A 13,150-nucleotide genomic window follows, 5' to 3' on the forward strand; every position below is an offset into this window, starting at 1 on the left:
TGGATTCTGATTTCTACTATCTCGTTTATCATGATTCAGATTGAGGGGCAGCCTACTTGCTCACCTAATGATGGCAAAGAGCACAGGAACAAAGGCGTTTCAGGTTAGGACACTAGCCTGCGGTTTCGATTAGATCGTTGACAATATTTCGAACATATGTTTTGTCCGAAAGAATCTCCTGCATTTCTTTTAACACTGCATCTTTTTCTTCTCTCGCGTCAGCCGATTGCGGTGAACGACGTTGAATCGCATCCCATTCACCAAACTTCTTTTTCAGGGATGATTCCATTTGCCCCTGTCGTTTCTCCAGCGCTTCACGATTCACCTTCAATTTCTGCCGCAATTCTTCCATCCGTTCCGCATCACTATCCGAAGAAAGGGAACGAAACTCCTCCAAATCTTCTTGGAGTTCTAGAATTTCGTCAAATAAATCAGCTGGAGGATTTGAGCGGATATCCTTCACCGATCCAGCTTCCAAACGAATTAAATATTCCGCTCGTTGAATAGGGTCTTTCAAGGTTCGATAAGCCGTATTGAGCAAAGCTGAATTCCCAAGACTAATGACTTGCTCCTGATCATCTTTGTCCGAATAAAAGTCTGGATGAAATGTTCGGCTAAGATCATAAAATGTTTCTTGAAGTTTATCCTGGTCGATATCCAACAACCGCGGAAGTCGCATACAGGTAAAGTAATCCAAATCTTTTGAGAGTGGCTGTACCTTGACGCACTGGCCACACAAATATTCACCCTTCACCTCCGATTGGCAATGCCAGCACATACTGCGCGCCATTGGCAATTCTCGAGATGACGAGTGTGTACCGTGATCGTGTCCCATAGTTTTATTTTTACTTCTCGCACAACGGGCATGGCAAAATCCGCCATGCCCGTCAAAATTCAACTCTAGCAGTTATCGGCTCATGAACGTGACAGAGTCACGCGGAAAATGACTCCCCACACCCACATGTTTTACTGGCGTTCGGGTTAATGAATTTAAAGGCGCCACTCACCATGTCTTTTTCATAATCGAGCGTCATCCCAGATAAGTAGATTTCACTTTTGGCATCAATTATTACTTTAACTCCATCGACTTCAGAAACTGAGTCGAATTCACCAATTTTTTCATCAAAGTTTGTGGTGTAGCTAAGCCCCGAACAGCCACCCCCTTTGACACCAAGACGAAGCCCACCCTCTGTAATGCCTTGCAGGTCAAGCAGACGCTTCACCTCTTTTAAGGCAGCCTCTGTCAAATTCACTATCGGTTTTTCTGTGGTATCCGTTGTTTCCATTATCCGCTCCTCTCCTTATTCGAGATCCGCACTCGTCTGTTATGATGACGAGGCGGCACTCTCAACCTTCGGGCTTTCCTCGGCCTTCTTCTTATAGTCACTTAGTGCTGACTTAATCGCATCTTCAGCCAACACGGAACAGTGAATTTTAACCGGAGGTAGATTCAACTCTTGGACAATTTCCGTATTTTTAATCTTTCCAGCTTCATCAACCGTTTTTCCCTTTAGCCATTCCGTCGCCAAACTTGAACTGGCAATCGCGGACCCACAGCCAAAGGTTTTAAACTTTGCATCCACAATCGTGTCATTTTCGACTTTAATTTGAAGCTTCATGACATCGCCGCATTCGGGAGCCCCGACGATACCAGTCCCTACCCCATCTTCTTCTTTCTTGAAGCTTCCCATATTACGAGGATTGTTATAGTGATCGATTACCTTTTCGCTATAGGCCATGACGTAAACCTCCTTCTATTGACAAAAAATGGTAAAAATCATTTTCATTAATGAGCGGCCCACTGTACGGTCTTGAGATCGACTCCCTCTTTCGCCATCTCATAAAGCGGTGACATGGCCCGTAAGTGATTGACGGCCTTCACCATACGATCAATGGTATATTCCACTTCTTCAGCGGTATTAAACCGACCAAGACCGAATCGGATGGATGAATGGGCCAGATCTGATCCGACACCTAAGGCCCGCAAGACATATGATGGCTCAAGCGTCGCTGAGGTACAAGCTGACCCAGAAGACAAGGCAATCTCTTTGACGCCCATCAATAATGCCTCACCTTCTACATAAGCAAAACTCAAGTTAAGGTTCCCTGGTAAACGTTCCGTACGATGCCCATTCAAATAGACTTCTTCGAGTTCTTTGGTAATACCTTCTTCTAAACGATCACGAAGCTTAATGAGTCGTTCTGCCTCGGAGGCCATTTCCTGTTCACACAATTCACATGCTTTTCCAAACCCAACAACAAGAGGAACTGGAAGTGTTCCTGATCGCATACCGCGCTCATGACCACCACCATGAATCATAGGTTCGAGACGAACACGTGGTCCTTTCCGACGAACGTAGAGTGCGCCGATGCCTTTGGGGCCGTAGATTTTATGACTAGTAAAGGCCATTAAATCAACACCCAAATCTTGAACATCAACCGGAATTTTCCCGACGCCTTGCGTAGCATCGCAATGGAAAATGATCCCTTTCTCTTTCGCAATCTTTCCAATTTCCCGAATAGGATTAATCGTCCCTATCTCGTTATTAGCCAACATAATTGAAATAAGAATGGTTTTGTCGGTAATGGCATTTCGTACGTCTTCAGGATTCACCATTCCATCTTTACCCACATCTAAATAGGTGACCTTTACACCTTTTTTCTCTAAAGCTTTTGCTGTATCGATGACAGCGCGGTGTTCGGTAGAACTGGTAATAATATGATCACCTTTTTCACGATACATCTCCACCACACCTTTGAGGGCCAAGTTATCAGACTCTGTCGCACCACTCGTAAAGACGATTTCCTTCGGGTCGGCATGAATTAACTTGGCAATTTGCTTTCGCGCTTTATCAACACCCGCCTCACTCTCCCACCCAAAACTATGATTACGACTCGCCGAATTCCCGAACTTTTCGGTAAAGTAGGGAAGCATCTCTTCCACAACTCTTGGATCACACGGCGTCGTGGAATGATTGTCTAAATATATCGGCAACTTCATAATTGCACTCCTTCTGCTTTACGCGATTCAACAATAATTAATGGAGAACCCACCATCATATCTTCAATGGACATGCTATTCAGTAACTGTGAAATACTTTCTTGAACACGTAGGAGCGGCGTGCGAATATTACAACGATCCATCTGATCACACGACGAATCTTCTTTTTCGTGGTAACAATCAGCAATGCCGAGAGGACCTTCAATCGCTTCCAACACTTGCGCAATGGTAATGAACTTCGGCTCGCGTGCTAAGATGTACCCCCCCTTGGGTCCATTATGACTTTCAATAATATCTTGCTTGGCTAACGTTTGAAGCACCTTAGCCAAAAGCTCAACGGGAATATGATACTCTTCGGCGACTTCCTTGGTATTAACAACACGTGTCTCTGTCACATCACCGAATTGTATAGAAGCCATATAGTGCAAAGCCATCAGAGCATAATCAGCTTTTTTAGAGAGCTTTAACATATTTTAATTACTTTACTCGTGAATGTATTGCACATGATAATTAACTCCGACTATTGTACTCGTACTTATGCTAGCATTGACCTAAGCACCTAGTCAAGACTAAAATGGTCGGAGATTCAAATTATCGGAGATAAAATTGGTCCTATTCGTCACAATAAGCACATTCATGCACTTCAGGCAAAAAAAATTTACATAAAGCCCACACGTTATTCAAAATTAATGAAACATATAAGGAGAATCCATGGGAGGCAGTAATCCGTATATCGAAAAAGTTGAGACACAATCTGCAACAAAATCTTTTACCATTACCTTTAAAACTCCGGACGAAACACTTGAAATAAAGGTCGACCCTGAGAAAGTGCCCTATGGTGAAACTGGATTGCCAGGTAGTGTTTTAGATATTGCCCTTGGTGCCGGCATCGACTTAGAACATGCATGTGGTGGGGTCTGCGCGTGCTCGACTTGTCACGTGATTGTCAAAGAAGGACTCGACACCTGTCCAGAACCAACTGAAGATGAAGACGATCAACTTGAAGAAGCCCCAGGGCTCTCCCTTCAATCACGGTTGGCTTGTCAATGTGTACCGAATGGGGAGAAAAATTTAGTGATTGAAATTCCTGAGTGGAATAAAAACCTTGTGAAGGAAGCTCATTAAGTCACGAGGAAAGACAGGATTATAGCGAATTTAATTAACTTCCAGTTGATTAAGGAAATGAAACCTAAGACGACGGTTGTTGAGTACCTCTCGCAGGGTTGAAATGGTTGCCAATGGTGAGACTTGGTTGACTTGGAGTGTTAATGATAGGTCACCTAGACAGCGAAAAAAGACTCATCAAATGTCGGATAAGGTTATACCCGACCCGCATGGATGCCTCTGGCAGCAATTGACCTTGCATATCACGTAGTGGATATCAGTATTTAGTATTTTGGTATTCTAGCGATTCGGTATAACTGAAACGGCTATAACCGGCAATACACAATAAGGTTGCCTACAAAAGAAAAGGCTAGCGAAACTGTTTCGCTAGCCTTTTTTATTGGCTCCCCGGGCAGGACTCGAACCTGCGACCATTCGGTTAACAGCCGAACGCTCTACCAGCTGAGCTACCGAGGAATAGTCCCATGTCAAGTTATACACGCTATAGAACGGGTCAACTATACCATACTCACTATGATGATCAATACTTCATTAAAATTTTCAGAAATATTTACAAAGGAAAAATCATCATGGAATCCTGTCTTTTCTTTCGGATCATTCGAATATTCTTAAAATTGAAAGTCCGCAGAATCCTCTTCTCCTTCGTCGGCTTCAGAAGCCCCACCATCAGAAAGTGCGACAAAATGACGTGCCCATGATAAGTAAATATTTGCACTATCTTTCATCGCATCCGCACCGTTTATCAACTTGGTAATGACTTCAGGATCACCACCCGTTGTTTCCATTTCTATAGCTCTGGACTGCAGCATATTATGAAATTCCTGCATTTGCTCACCAATCCCAGAAACCTTTTCTCTCAATTCATCGCTCATAATTACCCTTCCCGTAGGTCTCTAAAAGGCACTGTCGACTATTGCTCTTGGAGTGGTAGTCTAGACATTGACAGAAAACGTAAAAAAGCCTCGCGATACTTAACCTAAAATCGCGAGGCTTTCCTATTTGTCGGTCCGTTAGCCTTGATAGGCTTGGCCAAGTTCAGCAGCTTCACCCGCTTGGTCCATTAATTTCCCATCCGAGCTCACCGCAACCATATCAATCGCTTGATGTTTCGCTGCATCACACACGACTTTACACAGCTCACACCCCTTACACCGATCAATGGCAACTTCTGCAACCATCTTTTCAGAATTTAAATCAAGACAGTTGGCTTCCGGGCAATACATAATGCAAAGCCGGCAACCTTTTTTCGCCACACACTTATCATCTGTCACTAACGCAACATTATACATCTATCTCTTTCCTTCTTCGCTGAGAGAGGTTCTTGATATTACGCAGCAGCGGCTTCTCCAACCATTAATTCTACATGATTCTTTTCTGCCCACTCTGCGGCCATTTCATAAGATCTGGCTACCGTATCAAGATTCTTTTTTAACAACATTTCTTTCTTTGCAAACTTCTTTTTAATCGCTTCGTCTAAGGTTGCAGTACCGCCAGACGCAACGAATTTCTTTCCAAACCGCTCTTGTAAGGCTAAGTCCAAACCATTCATGCTGACACACTTGGTGATCCCAGCTACCGAACCAATCATGGTCATGTTTGTTGCCAATTCAGTACCTGCAACCTCAAGGGCAATATTTGTCCCAGCTATATTAAATACTGATACATTGAGATCTTTCAGACGCTTCACATCTTCATCTGTCAAGAGTGGCATATCTGTATTAATGATGACTAGGCCACCTTCTTTGATTCCTGAATAAAATGGCATTGTGTAACTCTTGCCCATAGTAATGACCTGAGGGTGAAAGACTTGAATAACATCGGGAAAAACAAGTTCACCGCGATCAAAGATCTTTCTCACTCCAATTCGACAATAACTTTCGGCTGGTGCCATACGTTTTTCAGCCCCAAAAAACGGGTTTGAAATGGCAAATTTTCCATCTTTCGATGCAGCCATGGCCATGACATGAGCCGCAGTCACGGCACCCTGTCCCCCAAGTCCAGACATTCTGATATTAATTCGACGTAAAATCATTGAATATCTCCTCTCACATGTCCTACGCTTATACCGTTTGGCTAGCGAGTTGCCTTTTAGCTTCAGCCTTCCGTTCCTTTTCCTTAGCTGCCATCTCAGTCAACAGTTCCTTGGCTGGCTCACTCACGTACTCTTTGTAAGCAAACCGTTCAGTTGGCTTTTCAGAGTCACGCATTTCCTGCAAACCTTCCATACTATTCTTCCCAATCTCTAAAATACACGGCGTATACAACTGCAAGTAGGTCGGGCCAATTTCTCTAGCGACATGAATAGCATTTTTAATCACTTTTTCAACTAAGTTTGGCTTACTCACCGTGCAATTCACAACGTAATGGCATCCAGATTCTCTAGCAATTTCAGGAAGACGAACTTTCTCAAAGGTCTTACCCACAGGCGCCATCTTTGCCACAAACCCTTTTTGCATAAGACCACTTTCTTGCCCACCGGTATTAGCGTACAGCTCGTTGTCAAAACAAATCGTCGTAAACTTTTCCTGACGGAACCATGCCTGTAAGGTCATGTCCAATCCAATATCAACCGTTGCACCATCGCCGGCTAACACCACCACATCTTTATGCTGATCTGGAAAACGAACACTGAGCGCACGCTTGAGGCCTGAAGCGATCGCGTTTTGATTCCCAAATAACGAATGGATGTTGTGAACGGCCACATGTGGAAAGACTAAACTGGTACATCCTGTTGACCCAACCATAACGGTATCTTCAGGATTCGGTAATGACGCAAGGATATAACGAAAAGCCATGGACTCCGGACACCCAGCGCAAAGAGAATGCTCCTCAATAAGCTCCTTTGCATTACCAATATCTTTCCAGCCCCGTTGCTCATTCCCATATGTCGCCCTCTGAACTAAATCCTGGTATTCAGGAGGCATAATTTCAAACAATTCTTCTGCGATCTTTATTCGTTCTTTGCTCATAATTTTCTCCTTATTTTCGTTATCTGCTTCAAAGACGTACCCTCACAAGATGCTCGATGCTTCTCAGCCTCCCCGTCCGGCTAGCGATGGTGCCTTGACACCCAAGACCGTCTTGATCTCTGCAGCAATAATTTCTGGAGGCATTGTCATGCCGCCGCAGACATGGGGTCCAGCGTGAACCCGTTCATTATTTGGAAGAGTAGCCTTGACTTCACGGGCCAGCCAGCCAACGACATTAAACTCAGGAACAATGATATGCTTCGCATGTTTTGTGGCCTCTTTGATCTCCTCTCCAGGCCATGGCCGTAAGGTTTTCACCTTTACTAACCCAACATTGATGCCTTCATCTTCTAAGATGGCAATAGCTTCTCGACTTTGAGAAACGGCAGTCCCAGATGCCACCACAATCACATCCGCATCCGTATTTTCAGTATCGATCAATCCATTCATCCAACCGATCGTGTGTTTTCGTGACCGCTCAACAGCCGCCCACACCTCTTGTTGCCAACTTGCATGAGTTGCATAACTGATGTAGTTACTTTTCATCACAAACGGATCTCTCATCATGCGAACCGGCGGACATTCCATATCCATACATGGAACGGGTGAGCGGTAAGGGTCATATGGTGGGAGGCACATATCAACTGGAGTCAGATCTACCATATCTTTTGTATGGGTCACAAAAAACCCATCGCAACATAAGGCCAACGGTAAATGAACATCGGGCTCCTCTGAAACCATGTACCCCAACAGAATCCAATCATAGAAATCTTGGGCAGTTTCCGCATGCCACACAAGCATTCCGGTTTGCATCAAGTAAGAAATTTCCAACGTATCGGGCTGAATCGAGAGCGGCGAATTAATACCTCGGCAGGTCACAATCATCTGAATAGGCAGCCGTGCTCCGGCCCACATCGGGAAATTTTCCATCGCCCGCATCGTCCCTGGACCCGCTGTGGTGGTAAATACGCGGGCTCCACCAAAGGCAGCACCAGCGCATTGGGACATGACAGCAAATTCACTTTCACCTCTGAAGTAATCACCAATATAACCTTCGGCAAAAAGTTCACCGCATAACGCCGCAGCTTCACTTTGCGGGGTAATAGGATAGGCGACCATAATGTCACAAGAGGCTCGACGTACCGCTTCCTTAATGACTTCACTTCCTGTAAAAAATGAGGGCGTTCTTGGCGCCTCATACATCATGTGCCTGGGGTCAGTGAACGTCTGCCCTTTATTATTCTTTTGTCCGATGACTGATAGAGTCGCCATGAGTACGACCTCCTTTATATGATTAAGTCACATTAGGGGCGTAACCCGAAGTTTTTACGACGAAAGTCACGCGACTAATTGGGTTAGACATGCAAAATGAATTCACGTTGAGGCAATTCCTAATTTCCACCTGACTTACTGTGGTGGCTCGACTGTTCCTTTTAACTTTTTAACCCAATCTGCCAATCTCAATATCTTATCGGCTGTCGTATCCCGAACCGAAAGCATGGCATCTTCATGTCCAGCTTGCGCACACATTGCGATTGTATAGCAATCTGTTCCACCACGAATAATCTTGAGTGATAAATTGGCTTGATGACAATGCACCCCAACAAATATGCAGGCATCAATCTTATTATGCCAAATGGTGAGATTGGGATGATTAGGATTGATCTCAATTTCTGGGTTTATTTTAGGGTACTTCGGTCTATAATCTGGCATCGGGATGAGCATTGGCGTTTGAGTGGAGGCCACACATTCCTTCAAGGTCTCAAAAAGGTGACGAATCGCTTTTGCCTTTTTAGCTGCCTTCTCATTCCATGCCCACAGAACAAGTGGTCCTGGGAAAATAGTGGGAACCTTAGCAGAAAGAAATTGCTTAGCAGCTTCTTCCATCGCTTGCTCTTCTGGAACAATTGATCCATGTATATGTCCTTGACCGGGATCTGGTAAACTATTTCCCATGCTCGCAGCTGAAGGAGGAAGAAAGTGTTCAGGTCCCGGCATTACCTTATAACGTGTGGTCATTTTCTTTAAAATCTCCAATGAGTTATAAAATTAGCCTCTTGAAAGACATCCATAGTATTCTTCACTCTATGAGAAACAGAGAACATTCGCAACCTCGAAAAAGGCCCAAGTCTTTATTTAATTAGACTAATGACAAGTTAAAACATGAGCCTTTCGCCCTACCAAGCAGAGAGGCAACGCCCAGTATAGGGTCATAATTTACACCTTGTCAAATGCTGAGAATACAGATCTGACCTAATTTCAACAGTCTTGATGGGTACAGTATTTTCTTACCTTAACCTTATCGATCGTTCACATCGATGACCTGATAGACCCATTCAGACTTTCCCTGGAAACTGAAAGGAGAAGAAAACGGAACGGAAATTTGAAAATCCCTAGCCTGACCAGGGGGAATTTCCTTCGATACGCGCCCTTCTTCTTGAGCAACAATTTGACAAGGATCACTCTCACAATCATTGACCGTCACTTCAACGATCACCTGATGCAAAGGGCTCATTGACGAATGATTGAGAATCCTTCCGCTGACAACATATGATCTGGAATTTAACCCTGGCTTCGCCTGCATGTTTTCAAGTACAACTTGCGAAAGCGGGAAATTCGAATGAGCAAGTTCTCTCTCACGATTATCAAGCCAAATAATCAGAGCAACAACACTTAATACTCCTGCCAAGGTAATCCAGAGGGCACGTCTAAATTGAGGAAGAAAAAACACCGCTACAAGCAAAACAAGAATAGTAACAAGGATAATGACGCGAAGCATCTGTAATTTCCGTTAGATTAATACCAATTCAATGCCGATATCTGACAAAGTCTCAGCTCGAACCTATCAATTGCACGATCAATAATACCCTAACCGTTAGGAGCGTCTGTTCATGGTCGATCTCTCATCAGAACTCACAATAACCTCTCATCTCGCTCGAGAAGCTGGCAAACACATCATGAAGATCTACGAGAAAGACTTTTCAGTATCATATAAAGGGCCTTCCGATCCTGTCACGGAGGCCGATCAACAAGCCAATACCATCATCGTTGAGGGACTGAAGCAACGCTTCCCTCATGATGTCATCGTGGCAGAAGAAAGCCCTCCCCCAGCTAATCTTTCACCAAAGGGCCGAGTGTGGTACGTCGACCCTCTCGATGGCACCAAAGAATTCATTAGTAAAAATGGAGAATTTTCGGTCATGATAGGACTGGCCATTGACGGTCAAGCCAAACTGGGCATCGTATATCGACCCGCTCAAGACATTCTCTTTACAGGACTGACCGATCAAGAAGCTTGGATGGAAATGGATTCGGGCCGAACACCACTCAAGGCTTCCAGCAACCAAAAACCAGAATCTCTCACCCTCATTGTCTCCCGATCTCACCGCAATCCGAAGATCGATATCATCAAGGACCACGTTGGCATCACGAAAGAGTTCCCATGCGGCAGCGTGGGAATAAAAATTGGGTCCATCGCCAAACAAGACGCCGATGCGTACATTGAGCCTGGCCCATTTACAAGTCTCTGGGATGCCTGCGCACCAGAAGCCATCATGCGAGGAGCAGGCGGGCGATTTACTAATATCTATGGAGAGCCAATCCTTTATGGATATGATACCCTAAAAAATACCAAAGGTCTTGTGGCGACCAATGGCGCCTGTCACGATCATGTTATTCAATCGATCAGCCCAATTACTGAACAGATCCGCGGTTGACAGGTTTTTCGTAAGGCTCTTAGAATTCGTTTTCTTTTCATTCATTTTGTTTATCGACGTGTATTCGAATTTGTGAGAACTATGCGAGAAGATATTGCCATCATCGGAGGGGGGCTAGCGGGCTCAGAAGCCGCCTGGCAGGCAGCGAATCAAGGGGCCAAAGTCACCTTATATGAGATGCGTCCCAAAGAAGAGACGGCAGCCCATAAAACGGACTACCTCGCAGAAATTGTGTGTTCGAACTCCCTGGGGTCAAACGATTCGCTAAGCGCTCCGGGCATATTGAAAGATGAAATGCGGAGACTGAATTCTTTAATTATCCGCATCGCTGATGAAGTTCGAGTTCCAGCGGGTTCAGCGCTAGCCGTTGATCGCGACCGATTTGCGTTAGGCGTGACGCAGGCTCTTGAAGCTCATCCTAACGTACGAATTCTGAGAGAAGAAATTAAAGAAATACCGGACAATGCAATGAGTATCGTCGCAACTGGACCACTGACCTCAAATAGCCTATCCAATTCAATCAGCGAGCTGACGCATTCCAAAAATCTGTATTTCTTTGACGCCATTGCCCCCATTGTCGATACCGACTCAATCAACATGGCCAAAGTCTTTCGCGCCTCTCGATATGATAAAGGTACGGCTGATTACTTAAATTGCCCCATGAATCGCGAAACGTATGATCGATTTTACGATGCGTTAACTGAAGCCGATCGAGTCCAATCCAAAGACTTTGAAAAAATTCCCTACTTTGAAGGCTGCCTTCCCGTTGAAGTCATGGCAGAACGTGGACGACAAACACTGCTCTTTGGTCCACTGAAACCGGTAGGCCTCATCGATCCCCAAACAGGAAAGCGGCCATATGCCGTGCTCCAACTACGACCAGAAAACATCCATGGCTCTTGCTATAATATGGTAGGCTTTCAAACAAAGCTCACGTATTCTGAGCAGAAAAAAGTCTTTCGAATGGTCCCAGGACTCGAAGAGGCTGAGTTTCTTCGATGTGGGAGCATCCATCGTAATACCTTCATTAATTCTCCGGATCTTTTGAAAGACACGCTTCAGCTTAAGACGCACAACCACACGTTTTTTGCTGGACAACTGATTGGGGTCGAAGGGTACGTTGAAGCAGCTGCGAGCGGAGGACTTGCTGGAATCAATGCAGCCAAAGCTCTGGCCGGTCAGCCTATCGTAACGCCTCCAGAGACGACTGCCCATGGAGCACTACTCAATTACATCACCACGAGCGATTCACAATACTTTCAACCCATTAACACGAACTTCGGGTTATTCCCACCTTTTCCGATGAAGATTCGCGACAAACAGGAAAAGCGAAAGAAGATTCAACAACGAGCTGAAGAAGAGTTCAATAAATGGATGACGCGATCAGGGCTTTCGTGACGTTTCTCGACATTGAACAGGGGGCGTCTCCAGAAACAATTCGCAGCTATTGCTCTGACTTACGACAGTTCTCAACGTTTCTGAAGACCATGCCCAATCTGTCAGAGGCAACACCGACTCCTGCATCAGTTGATACCATCACCATTCGAAATTACCTGAGGTGGCTTGATGAAAAGAATGAAAAAAAGTCAACCTTAGCGAGGAAACTTTCGACACTCAAAAGCTTTTATCGCTTTTTGACTCATGAAGACCGGGTAGCGGTCAATCCCGCAGCCCACGTTCGATCACCGCGACCGCCTCAACATTTGCCTAAGGTTCTTACAAAGGATGAGGCATCGACACTCATGGAAGCTCCTGAAGGATCAAGCTTTATCGCGACGAGAGATCGTGCAATCCTTGAAACACTCTATTCAACAGGAACACGAGTCAGCGAACTCGTCGGATTAGATTGGGATGACCTAAACCTCCAATCCGGCATTGCCCGGATTCAAGGAAAAGGAAAAAAACGACGCATTGTCCCGGTCGGAGATGTGGCGATTCAAGCCATTCAAGACTATCGCGAGCAGTGCAGACAAAAAGGGAAAAACAAACACATCATTGCTAAATACAAGAACACGGTCAAAGAAGACGATCCACTCTTTAAAAATGTTCGCGGAGGCCGTCTCACCAGTCGAAGCGTAGAACGCATCGTAAAAAAGTTTTCCCAACGGCTGCCTCATGGCGCCGTAGCTCCGCATACCTTGCGTCACTCGTTCGCTACCCATCTTCTTGATGAAGGAGCCGATCTGCGTGCGATACAAGAACTGCTAGGACACGATTCACTGGCCACGACTCAAAAATATACTCATATCGCAACTGACCGGCTTATGGAAGTTTACGATCGCGCCCACCCTCGGGCAGGCGGATAACCCATTCATTAATTCCCAATACAGTCAGGGCTA

General features: G+C 45.1%; 16 protein-coding genes and 1 tRNA gene. 4 read left to right on the forward strand and 13 right to left on the reverse strand.

Translation table 11 applies throughout. The features are described 5' to 3' along the window. Positions 1-112 precede the first annotated feature (112 nt). From hscB to ACWQXP_RS00855, 5 genes are all read right to left on the reverse strand, one after another. Entirely contained in the window at positions 113-835 is a 723-nt protein-coding gene (gene hscB / locus ACWQXP_RS00835) for a Fe-S protein assembly co-chaperone HscB (RefSeq protein ID WP_454060936.1), read from the reverse strand. Positions 836-932: 97 nt separating this feature from the next. Then, positions 933-1,286, reverse strand: a complete 354-nt coding sequence (locus tag ACWQXP_RS00840; protein ID WP_447970353.1) for a HesB/IscA family protein — start codon at positions 1,284-1,286, stop codon at positions 933-935. Between the two features lie 39 nt (positions 1,287-1,325). Further along, positions 1,326-1,739 carry a Fe-S cluster assembly scaffold IscU gene (iscU, locus tag ACWQXP_RS00845; protein ID WP_454060937.1) on the reverse strand — a complete coding sequence of 138 codons (414 nt, stop codon included), beginning with the start codon at positions 1,737-1,739 and terminating at the stop codon, positions 1,326-1,328. Between the two features lie 47 nt (positions 1,740-1,786). Further along, positions 1,787-3,001 (reverse strand): IscS subfamily cysteine desulfurase, encoded by a 1,215-nt coding sequence (locus ACWQXP_RS00850; RefSeq protein WP_454060938.1) that lies wholly within the window; start codon positions 2,999-3,001, stop codon positions 1,787-1,789. Further along, positions 2,998-3,471 carry an RrF2 family transcriptional regulator gene (locus ACWQXP_RS00855; RefSeq protein WP_454060939.1) on the reverse strand — a complete coding sequence of 158 codons (474 nt, stop codon included), beginning with the start codon at positions 3,469-3,471 and terminating at the stop codon, positions 2,998-3,000. Before ACWQXP_RS00855 ends, ACWQXP_RS00850 begins: the two co-directional genes overlap by 4 nt. A 241-nt stretch (positions 3,472-3,712) precedes the next feature. Between ACWQXP_RS00855 and ACWQXP_RS00860 the strand changes: the two genes are divergently transcribed. Beyond that, the gene (locus ACWQXP_RS00860) at positions 3,713-4,126 is read left to right on the forward strand and encodes a 2Fe-2S iron-sulfur cluster-binding protein (protein ID WP_454060940.1); all 414 of its coding nucleotides are present in this window, start codon (positions 3,713-3,715) and stop codon (positions 4,124-4,126) included. Positions 4,127-4,506: 380 nt separating this feature from the next. Here the strand turns inward: ACWQXP_RS00860 and ACWQXP_RS00865 are convergent. From ACWQXP_RS00865 to ACWQXP_RS00900, 8 genes are all read right to left on the reverse strand, one after another. Then, positions 4,507-4,582 (reverse strand) — tRNA-Asn (locus tag ACWQXP_RS00865). A 152-nt stretch (positions 4,583-4,734) separates the two neighbouring features. Further along, a complete protein-coding gene (locus ACWQXP_RS00870; protein WP_454060941.1) occupies positions 4,735-4,998 on the reverse strand; it encodes a hypothetical protein in 264 nt (87 codons plus the stop codon). Between the two features lie 138 nt (positions 4,999-5,136). After that, positions 5,137-5,415, reverse strand: a complete 279-nt coding sequence (locus tag ACWQXP_RS00875; protein WP_454060942.1) for a pyruvate ferredoxin oxidoreductase — start codon at positions 5,413-5,415, stop codon at positions 5,137-5,139. 38 nt (positions 5,416-5,453) lie between these two features. Further along, entirely contained in the window at positions 5,454-6,158 is a 705-nt protein-coding gene (locus ACWQXP_RS00880) for a 2-oxoacid:acceptor oxidoreductase family protein (RefSeq protein WP_454060943.1), read from the reverse strand. A gap of 28 nt (positions 6,159-6,186) precedes the next feature. Next, positions 6,187-7,095 (reverse strand): thiamine pyrophosphate-dependent enzyme, encoded by a 909-nt coding sequence (locus ACWQXP_RS00885; protein ID WP_447970345.1) that lies wholly within the window; start codon positions 7,093-7,095, stop codon positions 6,187-6,189. Between the two features lie 63 nt (positions 7,096-7,158). Continuing rightward, on the reverse strand, positions 7,159-8,367 hold the full coding sequence (locus tag ACWQXP_RS00890) for a transketolase C-terminal domain-containing protein (RefSeq protein ID WP_454060944.1): 1,209 nt from the start codon (positions 8,365-8,367) through the stop codon (positions 7,159-7,161). A gap of 135 nt (positions 8,368-8,502) precedes the next feature. Beyond that, complete coding sequence (locus ACWQXP_RS00895; RefSeq protein ID WP_454061125.1) at positions 8,503-9,051, reverse strand: carbon monoxide dehydrogenase beta subunit family protein; 549 nt, start codon at positions 9,049-9,051, stop codon at positions 8,503-8,505. A 343-nt stretch (positions 9,052-9,394) separates the two neighbouring features. Beyond that, the gene (locus ACWQXP_RS00900) at positions 9,395-9,874 is read right to left on the reverse strand and encodes a hypothetical protein (RefSeq protein WP_454060945.1); all 480 of its coding nucleotides are present in this window, start codon (positions 9,872-9,874) and stop codon (positions 9,395-9,397) included. A gap of 112 nt (positions 9,875-9,986) precedes the next feature. Between ACWQXP_RS00900 and ACWQXP_RS00905 the strand changes: the two genes are divergently transcribed. The 3 genes from ACWQXP_RS00905 to xerA all read left to right on the forward strand — a co-directional run bounded on the left by ACWQXP_RS00905 (position 9,987) and on the right by xerA (position 13,117). Then, a complete protein-coding gene (locus ACWQXP_RS00905) occupies positions 9,987-10,811 on the forward strand; it encodes a 3'(2'),5'-bisphosphate nucleotidase CysQ family protein (RefSeq protein WP_454060946.1) in 825 nt (274 codons plus the stop codon). Positions 10,812-10,892: 81 nt separating this feature from the next. Beyond that, on the forward strand, positions 10,893-12,209 hold the full coding sequence (gene trmFO / locus ACWQXP_RS00910; protein WP_454060947.1) for a methylenetetrahydrofolate--tRNA-(uracil(54)-C(5))-methyltransferase (FADH(2)-oxidizing) TrmFO: 1,317 nt from the start codon (positions 10,893-10,895) through the stop codon (positions 12,207-12,209). After that, on the forward strand, positions 12,182-13,117 hold the full coding sequence (gene xerA / locus ACWQXP_RS00915) for a site-specific tyrosine recombinase/integron integrase (protein ID WP_454060948.1): 936 nt from the start codon (positions 12,182-12,184) through the stop codon (positions 13,115-13,117). Before trmFO ends, xerA begins: the two co-directional genes overlap by 28 nt. Positions 13,118-13,150 lie beyond the last annotated feature (33 nt).

It is taken from the genome of Candidatus Nitrospira salsa (assembly GCF_965152625.1).

Coding starts and splice junctions, on each gene's coding strand:
- ACWQXP_RS00895 (WP_454061125.1), bottom strand. CDS start 9,051: ATGGGAAATAGTTTACCAGATCCCGGTCAAGGACATATACATGGATCA.
- ACWQXP_RS00905 (WP_454060946.1), top strand. CDS start 9,987: ATGGTCGATCTCTCATCAGAACTCACAATAACCTCTCATCTCGCTCGA.
- ACWQXP_RS00860 (WP_454060940.1), top strand. CDS start 3,713: ATGGGAGGCAGTAATCCGTATATCGAAAAAGTTGAGACACAATCTGCA.
- ACWQXP_RS00875 (WP_454060942.1), bottom strand. CDS start 5,415: ATGTATAATGTTGCGTTAGTGACAGATGATAAGTGTGTGGCGAAAAAA.
- hscB (WP_454060936.1), bottom strand. CDS start 835: ATGGGACACGATCACGGTACACACTCGTCATCTCGAGAATTGCCAATG.
- ACWQXP_RS00885 (WP_447970345.1), bottom strand. CDS start 7,095: ATGAGCAAAGAACGAATAAAGATCGCAGAAGAATTGTTTGAAATTATG.
- ACWQXP_RS00900 (WP_454060945.1), bottom strand. CDS start 9,874: ATGCTTCGCGTCATTATCCTTGTTACTATTCTTGTTTTGCTTGTAGCG.
- ACWQXP_RS00850 (WP_454060938.1), bottom strand. CDS start 3,001: ATGAAGTTGCCGATATATTTAGACAATCATTCCACGACGCCGTGTGAT.
- xerA (WP_454060948.1), top strand. CDS start 12,182: ATGGATGACGCGATCAGGGCTTTCGTGACGTTTCTCGACATTGAACAG.
- iscU (WP_454060937.1), bottom strand. CDS start 1,739: ATGGCCTATAGCGAAAAGGTAATCGATCACTATAACAATCCTCGTAAT.
- ACWQXP_RS00890 (WP_454060944.1), bottom strand. CDS start 8,367: ATGGCGACTCTATCAGTCATCGGACAAAAGAATAATAAAGGGCAGACG.
- ACWQXP_RS00880 (WP_454060943.1), bottom strand. CDS start 6,158: ATGATTTTACGTCGAATTAATATCAGAATGTCTGGACTTGGGGGACAG.
- trmFO (WP_454060947.1), top strand. CDS start 10,893: ATGCGAGAAGATATTGCCATCATCGGAGGGGGGCTAGCGGGCTCAGAA.
- ACWQXP_RS00870 (WP_454060941.1), bottom strand. CDS start 4,998: ATGAGCGATGAATTGAGAGAAAAGGTTTCTGGGATTGGTGAGCAAATG.
- ACWQXP_RS00855 (WP_454060939.1), bottom strand. CDS start 3,471: ATGTTAAAGCTCTCTAAAAAAGCTGATTATGCTCTGATGGCTTTGCAC.
- ACWQXP_RS00840 (WP_447970353.1), bottom strand. CDS start 1,286: ATGGAAACAACGGATACCACAGAAAAACCGATAGTGAATTTGACAGAG.